This window comes from Xanthomonas sp. WHRI 10204 (assembly GCF_040202875.1).
In the GTDB taxonomy this organism is placed as follows: Bacteria; Pseudomonadota; Gammaproteobacteria; order Xanthomonadales; family Xanthomonadaceae; genus Xanthomonas.
This window is the reverse complement of sequence record NZ_JBEGDW010000003.1, coordinates 675,911-693,163: the sequence shown is the minus strand read 5'-3', so window position 1 is coordinate 693,163 and position 17,253 is coordinate 675,911. Positions and strand designations below refer to the sequence as shown.

Sequence of the window (17,253 nt, the reverse complement as noted above, 5' to 3'; positions counted from 1 at the left end):
ACGCGCCTAACGCGTTACATCAAGCAAGCAAGATGCGGCACTTCGTAGGAGCGGACCTGGCCGCGATGCCGTCCCGATAGCGCCGATGCGCAAGAACTTTACACAGCAGCACAAAGCCCACTCATCCGCGCCCAAGCGAGCAAATGCAACTCACCATCGCACGCACCCCGCCATATGCAGACGCGCGGTTTCTTCCTTGACCTCGCGGACCGCGGCTTACAGTGAGCGGTAAAACCGCAGCACCTGCCTGCCACCAGCAAGCCCCGCGATCACCCTGTACCTCCAATCCGGCAACGCATCGAGCGCAGCGGATATCCCGCTGTACCACAACCGCTTTACGGCGCCACGCACTCCTCGTCCTTGCCGCGGAGTTTCTGCCAGCGCGACCGTTGTTCCAGGCAGCGCTGGTAAGCCTGTTGTTTTGCCGCTGCAGCCTGGTCGGCGGCGTTACGCGTGGCACTGCTACGCGCGGCCTGCAGCTGCGCGATCTTGGCGCGGATCTGCGGCATCACGGCCATTGCGGCGCGTTCGCCTTCCAGGATGGCGACACTGCGCTGATTGAAATCGGCCGAGCCGATATCGTTGACCTTGGGGCGCACCACCACGTCTGCACGCTTTAGCTCGGCTTCGCCCAGACGCTGCCCCATGATCGAGATCGACTGGTTCACTGTGCCCAGCAGATCGCCCGGGTTCTTGCCGCTGGCCTTGCTGGAAATATCCACCGCCACCACGAATTCGGCGCCGAGCTGACGCGCGGCATCCACGGGCACCGGGCTGACCACGCCGCCGTCGACGAAATGGTATTTGCCGATGGTCACCGGCTCGAACACGCCGGGAATGCTGCTGGACGCACGCACCGCCTGGCCGGCGTTACCGCGCACGAACACGGTGCGCTCGCCGTCTTCCAGGCGCGTGGCCACAACCGCAAACGGCTTGCGCAACTTCTCGATAGGCTTGCCGCCGAGTTGCTCGTTGACGTAGTCCTGCAGCTTCTGGCCCTGCACCAGGCCGCCGGAGAACAGCCGCACATCGCGGATGCTGGTCTGGTCGAGCGCCACCGCTTTTTCCTGCATTTCGAACGCGTCCATGCCGCTGGCATACAGCGCGCCGACCACGCTGCCGGCGCTGGTGCCGGACACCACCACCGGCGCAAACCCGTTGGCTTCGAGCATCTTGATCACGCCGATATGCGCAAAGCCTTTGACTGCGCCGCCGCCAAGCGCGATGCCGATCTTCACCGGTTTGGCCGCAGCGGCCGAAGGCGCCTGGACCACCGGCGCAGGCGTTGCCGGGCGTGGCTCGCCACCGCAGGCCGAGAGCAGACCGAGCATGGACAACAGGGCAAGCGAGCGGGAGCGGCGGAGCGCGGTCATGGCGAAAACGTCGATGGGAAAGGCGAGGGAGAATACACGCGCGCCGAGACGACCGCTGCGGGCGTAGGCCCCATCGCTCACGCTAACAGGCGCGTTGGCTCCGCAAGGACAGTCGCCGGCTGCGCTCGGACCGTCGTTATGACACCAATCGCCCGGTGCGTGTCCCTTCTCCCGCCGGGAGAAGCGGGCGGATGAGGGTGCGGCACTGCGCGGTGACAGTGCACAGCAATCGCCCTGCTCATCCGTTCACCGCACTCGCATTCCGCGCGCAGACCCGCGCCGACAGCGCCGGCGTTTCCGCGTACGCGCGCAAGCAGTGCGGTCTCGCCCCGCAGTTAGATCGCCCTTGGTCCGCCTTGGCCTAAGGGCAGCAAACAAAGGACGGTGCTCGCCGCCAGGCGGACGCGGGCGGTGCTCGGTGCGGCATGGAGCACTCGGACACTCCAGTTCTGAGCGCGCCGTCCGCACCCACATGACGACGACTCGCTACGTTTGGGTAACCGCTCGAAAGCGATCGCCGAATCACCCAGCCCGCACCAAGCGCAGTCGAACCGAGGTGCGCTTGCACCTGACCACCGCACTCAGCTGCCGCGTCACCCAATCAAAACCGGTTATCGCCATCCAGCAGCCGTCCCAGCCCGCCGAGCACCGAGCCTTCGCCGCGTTGCTGGCCGCCGGCTTGCGGGGCGGCCTGCAGCATGCGGCCGGCCATGCGCGAGAACGGCAGCGATTGCAGCCAGACCTTGCCGGGGCCGGTGAGGGTGGCCAGGAACACGCCTTCGCCGCCGAAGAACATGCTCTTCAATCCGGCCACGCGCCGCACGTCCATGTCCACGCCGGCGTGATAGGCGACCACGCAGCCGGTGTCCACGTCGATGCGCTCGCCAGGGCCGAGGTCGCGCTCCACCACGGTGCCGCCGGCGTGCACGAACACCCAGCCGTCGCCTTCGAGTTTTTGCATGATGAAGCCCTCGCCGCCGAACAGGCCGGTGAGGATCTTCTTCTGAAACGCGATGCCCAACGACACGCCGCGCGCGCCGGCCAGGAAGCTGTCTTTCTGGCAGATCAGGCGCCCGCCGTGCTCGGACAGCCGCAGCGCCAGCACCGTGCCGGGGTAGGGCGCTGCGAACGCCACCTTGGCCTTGCCGCTGCCGGCGTGGGTGAACACGGTGGTGAACATGCTTTCGCCGGTGACAACGCGTTTGCCGGCCGAGAGCAATTTGCCCATCAGCCCGCCGCTGCTGCCGCCCTGACCATCATGCGAGCCGTCGCCGAACACGGTGTCCATCTGCACCGCCGAATCCTTGTACATCAGCGCGCCGGCCTCGGCGATGGCGCTCTCGCCCGGGTCCAGTTCCACTTCGACAAACTGCATGTCGTTGCCGACGATGCGGTAGTCGATTTCATCGGCGCGTCCGGCGCTGGCAATGTTGCCAAGCGGAGGCGGTGCGCTGCCTCCGCCCTGCAGGTCGGCCAGCTGACGGGCTGGCGTCCAGCCATCGAGTCCATCGCGCCAGGCCAGCGCGTCGGGTTGGCGCTGGGCATGCGCGCGGGCGCTGGCATCGTCGAGCGGGCCGATACGGTCGGCCTGTCCGGGAATATGGAAATACCACTGGGCCATCGGGAAGACTCCTGTCGGTGTGTGCGGCGAGTCTAGCCGCAGCAGCCGGCACCGCGTCCCGTGTCCAAGGTCATGCCGTGCAAGGCGGTAGGCGTGGTTGCGACGCTAGACGCCGCACGCGGGCCAGCCAGGCCTGCACGCGGCCGAGGCGGTCGCGGTCAGGCGGTTGCGCTGAAGTAGGCCGCAGCGTGGCGAGCGCCTGCATCGGGCAACGGTGTCACGTTGACTGCAGCATTGGCGCCGCCGGCTTAGAGCAGCTCCCAAAACGACTGCGCTCACTCACCGCCAAGCGGGCGCGGCCGGTGCTCGGTGCGGCATGGTACACGCGTCCACTCAGGTTCTGAGTGTGCCGTCCGCACCTATCCTGACGACGGCTCGCCACGTCTTGTGAGCTGCGCTTATTCCCCCACCGTCGCCCAATAGCGCTCGCCGTCGCGGTGCACGCGCACCGGGCCGTCGAACGCTGCCGACAGGCTGGCATCGGTCAGCAGCGCATCGCGCGGACCATCGGCGATCACCGTGCCGGCGCGCAGCAGAATCACCCGCGCGATTTCCGGCACGATCTCTTCGATGTGGTGGGTCACCAGCACCAGCGTGATGCCTTGCCGGGCAAGGTCGCGCAAGGTGTCGAGCATGTATTGGCGCGCCACCAGGTCCAGGCCGGTGGACGGCTCGTCCAGTAACAGCGCCTGCGGGCGGTTGACCAGGGCGCGCGCGATCAGCACGCGGCGGGTCTCGCCGGCCGACAACTCGGCAAACGGTCGATCCAGCAACGGCAGGGCGCGCGCCAGCGCCAAGGCCTCACGTGCCCGCGCGCGCATGTCGTCACTGACCTCGTGATGCGGTGGCACCACGTAGCTGGCGAAGAAGCCGGACAGCACCGCGCTTTCGACATCCAGCCCCGGCATGTCCGCCAGATTGACGCTCAGATCGCCGCTGACGATCCCCAGCTGCGAGCGCAACCGCTCCACCTGCCAGCGCGCCTGCCCCAGCACCTTCACCGCGGGCTGGCCATCGCCACGCGCCAGTGGATACAGCTCGCGCGTGATGAGCTTGATGAACGAGGATTTGCCGCAGCCGTTGGGGCCGAGGATGGCGGTGTGCTGGCCAAGCGCGATCCGCAAACGCAACGCATGCAGCACACGGATCTGGCCGCGCATCACACTTGCCTGGTCGAGTTCGATCAGCGCAGGCGCATCGGCAAACGTATCGGCAACATCGGTGGAAACAGTCATACGCAAGACATCAGGCAGTAAGGGAGAAGACACGTGTGAACCGCTTTAGGAAGGCAGGCGTCACCCTACGCATCCGAAGGGTGAAGTTTGCCGCGATCGCCCCCATCATGTCTGCATCGACCAACGAGAAACCGCCGCCGTGGAACTGCCGATGCTGTCCGATCCGATCATCGACTTCCTGACCGCTGGCGTGGCCGGGCTGGGTGTGTGGGGCATGCTCGCGGTGCTGCTGGTGTTCACCCAGCTCACCATCTTTGCGGTGACCTTGTACCTGCATCGTAGCCAGGCGCACCGCGGTGTGGATTTTCATCCGGTGGTAGCGCACTTCTTCCGCTTCTGGACCTGGCTCACCACCTCGATGATCACCCGCGAATGGGTGGCCATCCATCGCAAGCATCACGCCAAGGTCGAAACCGACGAAGACCCGCACAGCCCGCAGACCAAGGGCATCAAGCAGGTGTTCTGGCGCGGCGTGGAGCTGTACCGCGAAGCGCGCGCGCAACGTGCCGACATCGAGCAGTACGGCAAGGGCGCGCCCAGCGACTGGATCGAGCGGCATCTGTACACCCCGCACGCCAATGCCGGGCCGATCGCGCTGCTGGTGCTCAACGGCGTGTTGTTTGGCTTGCCCGGCATTGCGCTATGGGCAATCCAGATGGCATGGATTCCGTTCTGGGCCGCCGGCGTGGTCAATGGTCTGGGCCACTGGTGGGGCTATCGCAATTTCGAATCCGCCGACACCTCCACCAACCTCACCCCGTGGGCGCTGTGGATCGGTGGCGAAGAACTGCACAACAATCACCACGCGTTCCCGAGTTCGGCACGGTTTTCGATGCGGCGTTGGGAACTGGATATCGGCTGGATCGCGATTCGCGGACTGCAGGCCATGGGTCTGGCCAAGGTGCTGCGTGTTGCCCCGTCGCTGGATATCCGCCCCAATATCGCCGTGCCCGATGCCGATACGCTGAAAGCGCTGTTGTCGCATCGCTTCCAGGCCATGACCGATTACCAGCGCAACGTGCTCAAGCCGGCGTTGCGCGAGGAAGCCGCCGCCACCGGCGCCAAGTTGCGTGAGTTGTTGCCGCGGCGCTTGCGCAAGGGCCTGGTCGATGACGGGCGCTGGCTCAAGCCGGATGCGCGCGCGCAGTTGCAGGCCTGGGTGGCGCAACGTCCGCGCATGCGCACGTTGGTCGAGTACCGCGCGCGCCTGACCGCGGTGCTGGAAGCGCGTAGCCATGATGCGTCCGAGCGTCTCAAGCAGTTGCAGCAGTGGTGCCATGAGGCCGAAGCCAGTGGCAACGCCGCGCTGCAGGCGTACGCGGCGCGGCTCAAGGGCTACGCACTGAGTGGCGCGTAAGCGCAGCGGCACGCGTACTGCGGTGGGCGCACGCGGCTGGAAACGTTCGGTGACGCGCGCGCTGCTGATGGCCTGCATCGTCTGTGCGTGCGCGTCTGCAGCGCATGCCCAGGTGCAGGACAGCCAGGACTATCTCAAGCGCATGGACACCGATGGCGATGGCCGCGTCAGCCGCGATGAATATCTGGACTGGATGAGCTACGCCTTCGATCAGCGCGATGTCGATCACGACGGTGTGCTGCAAGGCGACGAACTGCCGGGCCGGCGCGGCAAGCCAATCACCCGCGCTGCGCATCGCGCGACCTTGATCGAGCGCTTCGCACGCCAGGACGCCAACGGCGATGATTATCTGAGCGCGCGCGAACTGCTGGCGCCGCCGCGCTGATGCGCACCTTCGCGCGTGCCTGACGTCGCGTTCGGCAAGCTCGCGCGCATGTTCACTCTCGACCAGGTTAGCCGCCGCTACGGCCAGGCCATCGCACTCGACACGGTCACGCTGGGCTTTGCCAGCGGCGTCACGACGGCGTTGATCGGCCCCAGCGGCGCCGGCAAGTCCACTGTGTTGCGCATGCTGGTGGGGCTGGAATGGCCTGACAGCGGCACGGTCGCTGTCGATGGTGTGCCATTGGCGCGCGCCAGCCTGCAGGCGCAACGCCAACGCATTGGCTATGTCATCCAGGAAGGTGGGCTGTTTCCCCACCTGGACGCGCGCAGCAATGTGGTGCTGCTGGCGCAGACCTTGGGCTGGACGCAGCAACGCATCGATGCGCGCTTGGATAGCCTGTGCACGTTGTGCCAGTTGCCACCGGAGTTGCTGGCGCGCTATCCGGCCGAACTCTCCGGTGGGCAGCGCCAACGCGTGGGACTGATCCGCGCCTTGATGCTGGACCCGCCTGCGCTGCTGCTGGACGAACCGCTGGGCGCGCTCGACCCGATCGTGCGCTACGACCTGCAGGCGCAGATGCGTGCGCTGTTTGCGCAGCTTGGCAAGACCGTGGTGCTGGTCACCCATGATGTCGCCGAAGCGGCGTATCTGGCCGACACGCTGGTGCTGATGCGCGCCGGCCGCGTGGTACAGCAGGGCAGTGCGCGCGAGCTGCTTGAGCAGCCGGCTGACGCGTTCGTGCAGCGGTTTCTCACCGCACAACGCAGCATCGGCGACGCCGCATGATGGCGCGCCTCTTTGCGGCAATGCTGCTGCTGATCTGCAGCCTTGGCGCGCAGGCCGCGCCGGTGACCATCGGCTCGAAGAACTTTACCGAGGCAGTGATCCTGGGCGAAATCGCCACTGCAGCCGGTCGGCGCGATGGCGTGGACGTGCAACACCGCGCCCAGCTCGGCGGCACGCGCATCCTGTGGCGCGCGCTGGAAACCGGCCAGATCGATGCCTACGCCGAATACACCGGCACCCTGGCACAGGAACTGTTGCAGTTGCCCAAGGCCAGCCACGCCGAGCTGCGTGCCGTGCTGGACGCACGCGGTCTGGCGATGACCGAGTCGCTGGGGTTTCAGGACACCTATGCATTTGGCATGCGCCGCGCGCGTGCGCAGGCGCTGGGCATCGCATCGCTCTCGGATCTGGCCCGCCACCCGGCACTGAAGATCGGTTTGAGCAATGAATTCATGCAGCGTGCCGACGGCTGGCCCGGCGTGCGTGCGGCCTACGGCTTGCCGCAAACCGCCACCGGGCTGGATCACGATCTGGCTTATCGCGCGCTGCAAAGCGGGGCGATCGAGGTCACCGATCTATACAGCACCGATGCGGAGATTCCGTATTACCAGCTGCAAGTGCTGCGCGACGACCGCCAATACTTCCCGGAGTATCAAGCGGTGTTTTTGTATCGCAAGGACCTGGCGCAGCGTGCACCGGCGATGCTCAAGGCTTTGCAAGGTCTGCAGGGACGGATCGACGAATCCACCATGCAGCGGCTCAATGCGCAGGTGAAACTGCAGCGGCAGTCCGAGGCGGCGGTGGCCGCGCAATGGCTGGGCGTTGCGGCCACGGCGCAGGCGGATTCGCGCATCGGCCGGTTGCTGCGCCACACCCGCGAGCATCTGGCACTGGTCGGCATCTCGCTGGGCTTCGCGTTGCTGATCGCGCTGCCCTTGGGTGTGCTCGCAGCGCGGCGGCCGCGGCTAGGCCAGGTGGTGTTGTCGTTGACCGGTGTGTTGCAGACGCTGCCCTCGTTGGCCGTGTTCGTCTTCATGATTCCGTTGTTCGGCATCGGCGCAAAGCCGGCAATTGCCGCGTTGTTTCTGTATAGCCTGCTGCCGATCGTGCGCAATACCCATGCCGGGCTCACCTCGATTCCGCGCGAGCTACGCCAGACCGCCGAAGCGATCGGGTTGCCGGCCTGGACGCGGTTGTGGCGCGTGGAATTGCCGCTGGCCCGCCGCACCATCGTGGCCGGTATCCAGACCGCTGCGGTCATCAACGTGGGCACCGCCACCTTGGGTGCGCTGATCGGTGCCGGTGGGTATGGCCAGCCAATTCTCACCGGCATCCGTCTCGACGACATTGGCTTGATTCTGGAAGGCGCGATCCCCGCCGCCATCCTCGCCCTGCTGGTACAGGCGGCATTCGAAGGGCTGGAGCGTTGGGCAACCCCACGCGGCCTGCGGCTCAGTCAGCGCGGTTAAGCAGCGGGCAACCAATCCCCCCATGAACCCGTAGGAGCGGACCCGGCCGCGACACCGCGTTACTCGGACAACGCCCCGTCGCGGCCAGGTCCGCTCCTACATGCGCTGGCGTACCGCTTCACTGCCCTGGCAGCGCAGCAATCAAGCGTCATAGCGAATCTTCGGCGACACGCACGCACTACTTGCGACTCAGCCAGCGCGGTGGTGCAGCGATTCAACCGCAGACAACCAATGCGCACGAACCCGTAGGAGCGGACCCGGCCGCGACACCGCGTTACTCGGACAACGCTCCGTCGCGGCCAGGTCCGCTCCTACATACGCTGACGTACCGCTTCACTGTCCTGGCAGCGCAGCAATCAAGCGTAGGAGGGCATCGTCGGCAACACTCAGGTGCGGTGCGATACGTAAACGTCCATGCCGCCGCGTGCAGATCGCGCCCTGCTCGCCGAGCGTCTTTGCCACCGCATCCAATTGGTTGGCCGGCGGCTGCAACGCGGTCAGATGCGGCGCATGGCCGGGGGTGCACCAGCTGCCGAGCCCGTGCGCGGATAACGCCGCATCCCACTGCGCGGTCAGTGCGCCGAGCGCCACAGCGATACGTGCGGGTTGCCAGGCCGTCACCTGCTGCAGGGCGGCCGTTGCCATCGCAATCCGCAACGGGTCGGCAACGCCGCCGGCATCGAACCGCCGTGCCCCTTCGCGATACTCCGGCGCCTGCGCCACCGGAAATTCCCAGCTGCTGCCGGCATCCCGGCCGATCCAGTGTTCTTCGATCGGCACGCCCTGCGTGCGCCACTGCGGCGCCACCCATAGCCAGGCCAGGCCCATCGGCCCCAGCAGCCATTTATGGCCGACACTGACCACGAACTCGGGTTTCCAGCGCGGCAGGTCGGTCGGCATGACGCCCAGGCTTTGGCTCAGATCCAGCACCAGCGCCGCACCGCGCGCATGCACCGCCGCGCTGATCCGGTCCAGGTCCAGCTGCCGCCCGTCCAGCCAGTACGCATGCGGCAGGCTGACGATGCGCAGCGCAGGCGTCTGTTCAACCGCCTCCAGCACCGCGTCGGTCAGCACCGTGCCGGCAGTGGTCGGTACCGCCACAATGTGTGCACCGACCTCGGCGCAGCGCCGTTGCCAGATCAGCAGGTTGGACGGGAATTGCCCGTCCAGCAGCAGCACCGCGTCGCCGCGATGCAGTGGCAGATTGCGTGCAGCCGTGGCCAGCCCATGCGCGGCCGACGGCAACAGCGCCACCGCATCGACATCGTTGTCGAACAGACCTGCGGCCAAGCTGCGTAACTGCTCGATGTCGTGCAGCCATGCATCGAATGGCAACCGCCACGGCGTGGCCATCGCATCGACCGCCTGATGCGCCACAGCCTGCACCGCAGTCAGTAATGGCCCGCGCGAAGCAGCGTCCAGATAGATGACCTCATCGGGTAGCGCAAATGCGCGGTGCCGGTGTTCCCAGGCGACAGGAGTGGGGAGCGAACTGGGCAGCGAAGACGATGGCATGCCAACAGCTTACCGCTGGCTGCCATGCCGCCGACACGGCGCGTTCACGGACGCTCCTCAAGCATATGGCGATGTCTGCACTCTCACCCCTGGTGGTCGACCGCCAGCAACAGCAGTTGACGCTGCTGCGACGCTATGCGCAGACCCGCGCGCTGAGCGACCGTCTTGCCGCACCTCTGAGCGCGGAAGACGCGATGGTGCAGAGCATGCCCGATGCCAGCCCCAGCAAATGGCATCTGGCGCACACCACCTGGTTTTTTGAACGCTTCGTGCTGCAGGCCGACCCTGCGTACCGCGTTTTCGACCCGGCGTGGGATTTCTTGTTCAATAGTTACTATCAAAGTGTGGGCCCGATGCATGCGCGTACACGTCGCGGGGTGTTGTCGCGGCCATCGTTGCAGCAGGTGCGCGACTATCGCGCGGCCGTCGACACCCACATGCAGCAGCGCTTGCAAGATGGCGCGCTCGACGCGCAGGCCTGCACCATCGTGCAACTGGGCATCCAGCACGAGCAGCAGCATCAGGAATTGTTGCTGACCGACATCAAGCACGCGTTGTGGAGCAATCCGCTGCAGCCGGCCTACCGCGATGCGCCCGCCCCCGAAGCTGCATTGCCGAGTGCACTGCGTTGGCATGCGCGCGATGAGCAGATTGCAGAGATCGGTGCAGCCACGTGGCCGCAGTGCGACACGTTTGCCTACGACAACGAGTCGCCGCGCCACCGCGTGCTGATCGGGGCGCATGCCTTGGCCAGCCGTGTCGTCACCAATGCCGAGTTCCAGGAGTTCATCGACGCCGGCGGTTACCGCAGCGCCGGTGCCTGGCTCAGCGATGGCTGGGCGATGGTGCAGGCGCAGGGTTGGCAGCATCCGCTGTACTGGGATGCAGATGGACGCGAATTCACCCTGGATGGCTGGCGCACGCGCGATGCGCACGCGCCGGTCTGTCACCTGAGCCTGTTCGAAGCCGATGCGTTCGCACGCTGGGCCGGTGCGCGTCTGCCCACCGAAGCAGAGTGGGAACAAGCGGCTGCCGGGGTGCCGGTGCAGGGCAATTTTGTCGATACCGACGCACTGCATCCACGTGCTGCGCAGGCCGTGGACACCGGCATGCAGCAGCTGTTTGGCGATGTGTGGGAGTGGACCGGCAGTGCCTATCTGCCGTATCCGGGTTTCGCACCATGGCCTGGCTCGTTGGGCGAATACAACGGCAAATTCATGAATGCGCAATGGGTGCTGCGCGGTGGCAGCTGCGCCACGCCGGCCAGTCACCTGCGCGCCAGTTACCGCAACTTTTTCCCCTCCGATGCGCGTTGGCAGTTTGCCGGCGTGCGTCTTGCCAAGGATCTGCCTTGAACGCCGCCGCCCATGCCATGCAACGCGCCCATGCCGCGCTGACCGATCTGCGTCCGCAGCCGGACGACATCACCGCCGACGCACTGGCGGGCCTGTCGCAAACACCCAAGACGCTGCCGTCCAAGTATTTCTACGACGCCCGCGGCTCGCAGCTGTTCGAAGCCATCACCCGGCAGCCGGAGTATTACCTCACCGGCACAGAATTGACGCTGCTGGAAGCCAGCATGTCCTCGATCGCGCACGCGATCGGCCCCGACGTGCATGTGGTCGAATACGGCAGCGGCAGTGGCCGCAAGACCGAGCTGCTGCTGCAAGGCCTGCGCGATGTGGTGGCGTACACGCCGTTGGAAATTTCGCGCACCGCATTGCTGGAAAGCACGGCTCGCTTGACCCAGCAATTTCCGCAGATTCAGATGCTGCCGGTCTGCACCGACTTCACCAAACCGTTGCGTCTTCCCGATGCGCAGCGCCCTTCACGCCGACACGTGGTGTTCTTCCCCGGCTCGACGCTAGGCAACTTCACCGACACCGCCGCCATCGCCTTGATGGATGCGATGCGCCAGACCATGGGCAGCGATGGTTGCGCCTTGATCGGCATCGATCTGGACAAGGATGCCGGCCTGATCGAAGCCGCCTATAACGATGCGGCCGGCGTCACTGCCGAGTTCACGTTGAACCTGTTGGCGCGGCTCAATCGCGAGATCGGCAGCGACTTCGATCTGGATGGTTTCCGTCACCACGCGGTGTATGCGCGCGAACGCGGCCGCATCGAAACCTTTTTGATCAGTCAGCGCGACCAACGCGTGCACGTGGGCGGAAAGGAATTCGCCTTTGCCGAAGGCGAAGCCATGCAGGTCGAATACAGCTACAAATACACCGATGCGCGTTTTGCCGAACTGGCCGCCGCCGCCGGGCTCAAGGTCACGCACGGCTGGAACGATGCGAAGGATTGGTTCGGGCTGCGCCTGCTGCGCCCGGTGTGAGCGAACCGGATTGCCACCATGGCCGAGTGCGGCGTGGCGATACGGTTCCAACCATCGATCAGTTCGATTGCAACAGTGTGCGCATGCGTTGGCACGAAGCGGCGATGGCATCCACCAGCGCATCCAGAACCGGATGCGCGACGCCTTCCTGCCGAAGCACGACGGCAAGATCACGCGCCTGATCGGGCAGGTCGCTTGCGGCCATCTCCATCCAGGCGAGGCAGGTCATGGCGTCCAGGCGCAGCGTTTCGGCCAGTTGCCGCCAGTCGCCTGGACGAATGTCCCACCAGCGATAGTGGCTGCCGACCTTCATTTTCGAAAAACCCGTCGTATTCGCCGCTCGGTGGTTTGAGGAGATGCGTGGTCGGGACGCGTCCGGCCGGGATGACCCACTGTTGCCCGTCGTGCAGCAATGCGATCTTGGCCTGCGCGCCGGCGAGACCGAACTGCCCGACGACATTGGCGCAATGTCGTCGATCGCTTACATCGACAGGCCGATTCGCGCTCAAGCACCCAGTCGTCTCCAGCTGGATGTTGCCGATCGCTTACATCGGCGAGGTGTCATCGCTCGGCGACATCAAGCCGCCTGCACCACATGCAGCACCTTCGGGTTGCGCCACTGCGCCAGCAAGGCCGCTTCGCGCGCCTTGGCCTCACGCAGATGCGCCTCCTTGACGTGCCCATAGCCGCGGATGTGTTCGGGAATGCTGGCGATCTGCGCGGCGAGCCCCACGTTGTCGGCATCCACGCTATCCAGCAGCCCGTCCACGGTGGCGAGGTAATCGACAATCAGCTGGCGCTCGCTGCGCCGCTCGGCGGTGTAGCCGAACACATCGAGCTTGCCCCCGCGCAGGAATTTCAGCCGTGCCAGCAGCTTGAAAGCGCTGAACATCCACGGCCCGTATTCGCGCTTGATCAGATGGCCGTGTGCATCCTTCTTGGCCAGCAGCGGCGGTGCCAGGTGAAAGCGCACCGTGTAGTCGCCTTCGAACTGCTGCTGCAGGCGGCGCTGGAAATCACCACGCGTATATAACCTCGCCACTTCATATTCGTCCTTGTAGGCCATCAGCTTGAAGGCGTAGCGCGCCACCGCTTCGGTCAACGCCGTGCTGCCGGGTGCGCGTTGGGCCTCGTGTGTGCGCACGCGTTCCACCAGCGCGCGATAGCGCTGCGCGTAGGCAGCGTCCTGGTAGTCGGTGAGAAACGCGATGCGGCGGGTAATCGCCTCGTCCAGCGACTGCGTCAGCTGCTCATCGTCGAGTGGATGCACCGGTGCATCCACATCGCCATGCAGTGTGCTGCCATCGGTTTGCGCCAACGCACGCGGTGCGTTCTGTCCGCTGAGAGTGTGGTCTTCCCAGCTACCGGGCGCACGCGCGGCGGGTGTGTCACCGTGTCGATGTGCAGACGCGTCAGCGTTGGCCAGACCTGCAGCGCGTTGCACCGCCGGCAGATCCACCGCCGCCAGCCGGCCCCAGGCGAAGGCTTGCTGATTCATTGCCACCGCCGCGCCATTGAGTTCGATCGCACGCATCAATGCCGCATGCGACAACGGCACCAACCCGTGCTGCCAGGCATAGCCCAATACGAACAGATTGCTGGCGATCGCATCGCCCAGCAGTGCAGTGGCCAGTTGCGTGGCGTCGAGCAATAACGGCTCCTGTCCGCCAAGCGCGGTACGCACACCGGCAATGATCTCGGCAGCCGGGAACTGCAGGTCCGGCTGCGTGGTGAAGCTGCCCGGCATCGCTTCATAGGTGTTGAGCACCACCTGGGTGCGGCCATCGCGCACCTTGGACAGCGCCCAATAATCGTTGACCACCACCATGTCGCAGCCCACCACCAGGTCGGCTTCGCCGGCGGCGATGCGCACCGCATGGATGTCGCCGGGCGTGCGCGCGATGCGGATATGCGTGGTGACCGCGCCACCTTTTTGCGCCAGGCCGGTCTGGTCCAGCACCGTGGCGCCCTTGCCTTCCAGATGCCCGGCCATGCCCAGCAGCGCACCGATGGTGACCACGCCAGTGCCGCCGACGCCGGTGATCAGGATGTTCCAGGGTTGCTCCAGCGTGGTGCGTTGCGGCGGTGCGGGCAGGTTATCCAGCAATGCGCTGGCATCGCGTTGTTTGCCCTTGCGCGGCGCACCGCCATGCACGGTGACAAAGCTCGGGCAGAACCCGGAGACGCAGGAATAATCCTTGTTGCAATTGGATTGATCGATTTGCCGCTTGCGCCCGAATTCGGTTTCTTTGGGCAGCACTGACACGCAAAAACTTTTCTCGCCGCAATCGCCGCAGCCTTCGCAGACCAGCGAATTGATCATGACGCGCTTGGGCGGGTCGACCAGCTTGCCGCGCTTGCGGCGTCGGCGTTTTTCGGTGGCGCAGGTCTGATCGAAGATCAGGATCGACACACCCTTGACCGTGCGCAGGTGCTGTTGCACCGCATCCAGCTCGCCACGATCATGAAATGCCACATCAGCGGGAAATAGATCGCGCCGCCGCGTCCACTTGCCGATGTCGTCGCTGACCACCGCAATCTCATGGATGCCTTCGGCGCGCAGCTGATGGGCGATGTCGGGCACGGTGAGCGTGCCGTCCACCGGCTGGCCGCCGGTCATGGCCACCGCATCGTTGTAGAGAATCTTGTAGGTGATGTTGACGCCGGTGGCGACCGATTGGCGAATCGCCAACGAGCCGCTGTGGAAATACGTGCCATCGCCCAGGTTCTGAAACACGTGCGGGGTGTCGGTAAACGGCGCCTGCCCCGACCACGTCACGCCTTCGCCGCCCATGTGGGTGAAGGTGTCGGTGGAGCGGTTCATCCAGGTCACCATGTAATGGCACCCGATGCCGCCCAGCGCGCGGGAGCCTTCCGGCACCACCGTGGAGGTGTTGTGCGGGCAGCCCGAGCAGTAATGCGGCACGCGCGGGAACTGCGCGCGCGGCAAGGCCATTTCCGCTTCCTTGGTCTCCATCCAGCGCAACCGCTGCTCGATCGAATCGGCAGTGAAAAACCGCTGTATGCGCTTGCCGATCACCGCGGCGATCGTGGCCGGGGTCAGCTCGCCGGTCGACGGCAAAATCCATGCGCCGAGTTCGTCGTACTTGCCGACGATGCTCGGCCGCGCACCGGCATTGGCCGGCCAGTTGTAGAACAGCTCCTTCATCTGGCGCTCGATGAAGGCCTTCTTTTCTTCCACCACCACGATGTCGTCGAGCCCCTGCGCGAACGCGCTGATGCCCACCGGTTCCAGCGGCCAGGTCATGCCCACCTTGTACACGCGGATACCGATCTGCGCGCAGGCCTGCGCATCCAGGCCCAGGTATTCCAGCGCCTGCAATACGTCCAGATAGCTCTTGCCGGTGGTGACGATGCCCAGCCGCGCACGTGGCGAATCCAGCACGATCCGGTCGATCTGGTTTGCCCGTGCGAATGCCTGTGCCGCCGCCACCGCATAGCGATGCAGACGCATTTCCTGGTCCACCGGCGGGTCCGGCCAACGGATGCTCAAACCGCCCGGCGGCAGCGCGAAATCCTCCGGCAGCACGATGCTGCGCGCGAACGGGTCCACCTGCACCGACGCGGACGATTCCACCGTCTCGGCGATGGTCTTGAAGCCGATCCAGCGCCCGGTGTAGCGGCTCATCGCCCAGCCCAGCAAGCCCATGTCCAGGATGTCCTGCACCCCGGCCGGGTTGAGGATGGGCATCATCGCGCTGACGAATTCGTCTTCCGACCCATGCGGCAGCGTCGAGCTGCGGCAGGCATGGTCGTCGGCGGCCAGCGCCAGCACGCCGCCAAACGGCGAAGTGCCGGCAGCATTGCCGTGCTTGAACACATCGCCGCTGCGGTCCACGCCCGGGCCCTTGCCGTACCACATGCCGTACACGCCCTGCACCTTGGCGCCGGGGAGCAGGTTGGTCTGCTGGGTGCCCCACACCATGGTGGCGGCCAGGTCCTCGTTGAGGCCCGGGGTAAAGGTCACCCTGGCGGCATCCAGATGCTTGCGCGCGCGCCACAGTTCCAGATCCAGCCCGCCCAAGGGGCTGCCGCGGTAGCCGCTGATGAAGCCGGCGGTGTCCAGGCCGGCCGCGTCGTCGCGCAGGCGTTGCAGCAACGGCAGCCGCACCAGGGCCTGCACGCCGGACAGATAGATGCGCCCATCGGTGCGCGTGTATTTGTGGTCCAGCGTGTAGTCCGCATCCACCCGGCCGAGCTCCGGCGTGTTGGCAGAGTCGGGAGAAGAGAGTGCAGCGGTACTGGTCATGGCGTGCCCGGAAAGGGTGGCTGGGACCCGGTGCGTGTCATCTGAAACCAATGACCCGCCCGACGGATTCCAAAACGGCGGCGCAAAGTGTAACAGTCAGCCTTCACGCGCCCGTTCGCATGCGGATGCACAGCCGTCGCGCTGCGGGTAGGATGGGGACGGGAAGGGTCGTTTGCTGTTTCAGGGGAAAATACAGTGAAAAGGAAATACGCATGGGCCGCCTTGGTCCTGCTCGGAGGCGTGTGGTCGCTGGCGCAGGCGCAGAGCCTGCCCAAGCCCAAGGAGTTCTATTTCGACGAAGACCGCAGCACCACCAAGGCCGTGGTCGCTGTGCCGGGGCAGGGCGATGCCGTGGTCGACCGTCTGGCAGCGATGGTGCAGCGTGACGCACGCGCCGCCGAACCGCGCGCCCAGCTGGCGTCGCTGGCCTATGCCGGCGGACGGACGCAACTGGGTGACGAGCTCTACCAGGGGGCATTGGCATTGGTCTCCAATGGCAGCCAGCAATATCGCACCATCACCTGGAACTACGGCTGGGACCTGGTGCGCGCCGACAAGCCCGACAAGGCGCTGCAGCAGTGGGCCAACCTGGCCAATGGCCGCCCGGCCACGCCGGAATGGTTGCCCATCACCGCCGCACTGACGTTGTGGCGGGCCGGACGCAAGCAGGAGGCTACCGAGTGGTATGCCGCCGCCGTGCGCACCTGGCCCGATCGCTGGAGCAGCACCGCCAATTACGCCAGCCTGCTGCCGGATTGGCGCGACGCAGAGCGCACCAGCCTGGCCGAGGTCTTTGCGGCATGGCAGGCAAGCCCGCCGGCGTTTCCGTAAGCGACGCACCGCGCTGCAGGGATCGCCTGCAGCGCATGCCGTGCAGTGGTCTGCAGGTTTGCTGCAGGGTCCG

General features: G+C 65.8%; 13 protein-coding genes and 2 other RNA genes. 9 read left to right on the top strand and 6 right to left on the bottom strand.

The genetic code is table 11. The features are described from left to right. Positions 1-335: 335 nt before the first annotated feature. Positions 336-1,373 (bottom strand): patatin-like phospholipase family protein, encoded by a 1,038-nt coding sequence (locus ABQZ00_RS19980; RefSeq protein WP_055853820.1) that lies wholly within the window; start codon positions 1,371-1,373, stop codon positions 336-338. 425 nt (positions 1,374-1,798) lie between these two features. On the opposite strand from ABQZ00_RS19980, the gene ABQZ00_RS19975 reads away from it, so the two are divergent. Next, a non-coding RNA gene (locus ABQZ00_RS19975) (sX9 sRNA) lies at positions 1,799-1,875 on the top strand. A 99-nt stretch (positions 1,876-1,974) separates the two neighbouring features. On the opposite strand, the gene ABQZ00_RS19970 is transcribed toward ABQZ00_RS19975, so the two are convergent. Next, entirely contained in the window at positions 1,975-2,994 is a 1,020-nt protein-coding gene (locus ABQZ00_RS19970; RefSeq protein WP_115584264.1) for a TIGR00266 family protein, read from the bottom strand. A 316-nt stretch (positions 2,995-3,310) separates the two neighbouring features. Here ABQZ00_RS19970 and ABQZ00_RS19965 point away from each other — a divergent pair. After that, positions 3,311-3,388, top strand: a non-coding RNA gene (locus ABQZ00_RS19965) — sX9 sRNA. A gap of 4 nt (positions 3,389-3,392) precedes the next feature. Here the strand turns inward: ABQZ00_RS19965 and ABQZ00_RS19960 are convergent. Then, positions 3,393-4,229, bottom strand: coding sequence for an ABC transporter ATP-binding protein (locus tag ABQZ00_RS19960; RefSeq protein ID WP_055853814.1), 837 nt, complete (start codon positions 4,227-4,229; stop codon positions 3,393-3,395). Positions 4,230-4,380: 151 nt separating this feature from the next. Between ABQZ00_RS19960 and ABQZ00_RS19955 the strand changes: the two genes are divergently transcribed. The 4 genes from ABQZ00_RS19955 (at position 4,381) to ABQZ00_RS19940 (ending at position 8,226) form a co-directional block, all read left to right on the top strand. Then, positions 4,381-5,586, top strand: a complete 1,206-nt coding sequence (locus ABQZ00_RS19955) for a DesA family fatty acid desaturase (protein ID WP_055854001.1) — start codon at positions 4,381-4,383, stop codon at positions 5,584-5,586. A gap of 67 nt (positions 5,587-5,653) precedes the next feature. Further along, positions 5,654-5,971, top strand: coding sequence for an EF-hand domain-containing protein (locus ABQZ00_RS19950; protein WP_323538660.1), 318 nt, complete (start codon positions 5,654-5,656; stop codon positions 5,969-5,971). 48 nt (positions 5,972-6,019) lie between these two features. Continuing rightward, on the top strand, positions 6,020-6,757 hold the full coding sequence (locus ABQZ00_RS19945; protein WP_115558896.1) for an ATP-binding cassette domain-containing protein: 738 nt from the start codon (positions 6,020-6,022) through the stop codon (positions 6,755-6,757). Next, positions 6,754-8,226 (top strand): ABC transporter permease/substrate-binding protein, encoded by a 1,473-nt coding sequence (locus ABQZ00_RS19940; RefSeq protein WP_323538391.1) that lies wholly within the window; start codon positions 6,754-6,756, stop codon positions 8,224-8,226. Before ABQZ00_RS19945 ends, ABQZ00_RS19940 begins: the two co-directional genes overlap by 4 nt. 333 nt (positions 8,227-8,559) lie before the next feature. On the opposite strand, the gene ABQZ00_RS19935 is transcribed toward ABQZ00_RS19940, so the two are convergent. Next, the gene (locus ABQZ00_RS19935) at positions 8,560-9,741 is read right to left on the bottom strand and encodes an aminotransferase class V-fold PLP-dependent enzyme (protein WP_323538392.1); all 1,182 of its coding nucleotides are present in this window, start codon (positions 9,739-9,741) and stop codon (positions 8,560-8,562) included. 65 nt (positions 9,742-9,806) lie between these two features. On the opposite strand from ABQZ00_RS19935, the gene egtB reads away from it, so the two are divergent. Further along, complete coding sequence (egtB, locus tag ABQZ00_RS19930; RefSeq protein WP_323538393.1) at positions 9,807-11,096, top strand: ergothioneine biosynthesis protein EgtB; 1,290 nt, start codon at positions 9,807-9,809, stop codon at positions 11,094-11,096. Further along, the gene (gene egtD / locus ABQZ00_RS19925) at positions 11,093-12,079 is read left to right on the top strand and encodes an L-histidine N(alpha)-methyltransferase (protein ID WP_323538394.1); all 987 of its coding nucleotides are present in this window, start codon (positions 11,093-11,095) and stop codon (positions 12,077-12,079) included. The genes egtB and egtD overlap by 4 nt, the downstream gene beginning before the upstream one ends. A gap of 58 nt (positions 12,080-12,137) precedes the next feature. On the opposite strand, the gene ABQZ00_RS19920 is transcribed toward egtD, so the two are convergent. Together ABQZ00_RS19920 and ABQZ00_RS19915 are read right to left on the bottom strand one after the other, a co-directional pair. Then, positions 12,138-12,392 (bottom strand): hypothetical protein, encoded by a 255-nt coding sequence (locus tag ABQZ00_RS19920; protein ID WP_323538395.1) that lies wholly within the window; start codon positions 12,390-12,392, stop codon positions 12,138-12,140. A 264-nt stretch (positions 12,393-12,656) separates the two neighbouring features. Next, entirely contained in the window at positions 12,657-16,349 is a 3,693-nt protein-coding gene (locus ABQZ00_RS19915; protein ID WP_323538396.1) for an indolepyruvate ferredoxin oxidoreductase family protein, read from the bottom strand. 195 nt (positions 16,350-16,544) lie between these two features. Here ABQZ00_RS19915 and ABQZ00_RS19910 point away from each other — a divergent pair, with 195 nt between their 5' ends. Beyond that, entirely contained in the window at positions 16,545-17,180 is a 636-nt protein-coding gene (locus ABQZ00_RS19910; RefSeq protein ID WP_115514957.1) for a tetratricopeptide repeat protein, read from the top strand. Positions 17,181-17,253 lie beyond the last annotated feature (73 nt).

Bases quoted from the DNA above. Each gene is read 5' to 3' on its own strand.
- ABQZ00_RS19980 (WP_055853820.1), bottom strand. From the start codon at position 1,373: ATGACCGCGCTCCGCCGCTCCCGCTCGCTTGCCCTGTTGTCCATGCTC.
- ABQZ00_RS19955 (WP_055854001.1), top strand. From the start codon at position 4,381: ATGCTGTCCGATCCGATCATCGACTTCCTGACCGCTGGCGTGGCCGGG.
- ABQZ00_RS19950 (WP_323538660.1), top strand. From the start codon at position 5,654: ATGGCCTGCATCGTCTGTGCGTGCGCGTCTGCAGCGCATGCCCAGGTG.
- ABQZ00_RS19935 (WP_323538392.1), bottom strand. From the start codon at position 9,741: ATGCCATCGTCTTCGCTGCCCAGTTCGCTCCCCACTCCTGTCGCCTGG.
- ABQZ00_RS19915 (WP_323538396.1), bottom strand. From the start codon at position 16,349: ATGACCAGTACCGCTGCACTCTCTTCTCCCGACTCTGCCAACACGCCG.
- egtB (WP_323538393.1), top strand. From the start codon at position 9,807: ATGGCGATGTCTGCACTCTCACCCCTGGTGGTCGACCGCCAGCAACAG.
- ABQZ00_RS19940 (WP_323538391.1), top strand. From the start codon at position 6,754: ATGATGGCGCGCCTCTTTGCGGCAATGCTGCTGCTGATCTGCAGCCTT.
- ABQZ00_RS19920 (WP_323538395.1), bottom strand. From the start codon at position 12,392: ATGAAGGTCGGCAGCCACTATCGCTGGTGGGACATTCGTCCAGGCGAC.
- ABQZ00_RS19960 (WP_055853814.1), bottom strand. From the start codon at position 4,229: ATGACTGTTTCCACCGATGTTGCCGATACGTTTGCCGATGCGCCTGCG.
- ABQZ00_RS19945 (WP_115558896.1), top strand. From the start codon at position 6,020: ATGTTCACTCTCGACCAGGTTAGCCGCCGCTACGGCCAGGCCATCGCA.
- ABQZ00_RS19970 (WP_115584264.1), bottom strand. From the start codon at position 2,994: ATGGCCCAGTGGTATTTCCATATTCCCGGACAGGCCGACCGTATCGGC.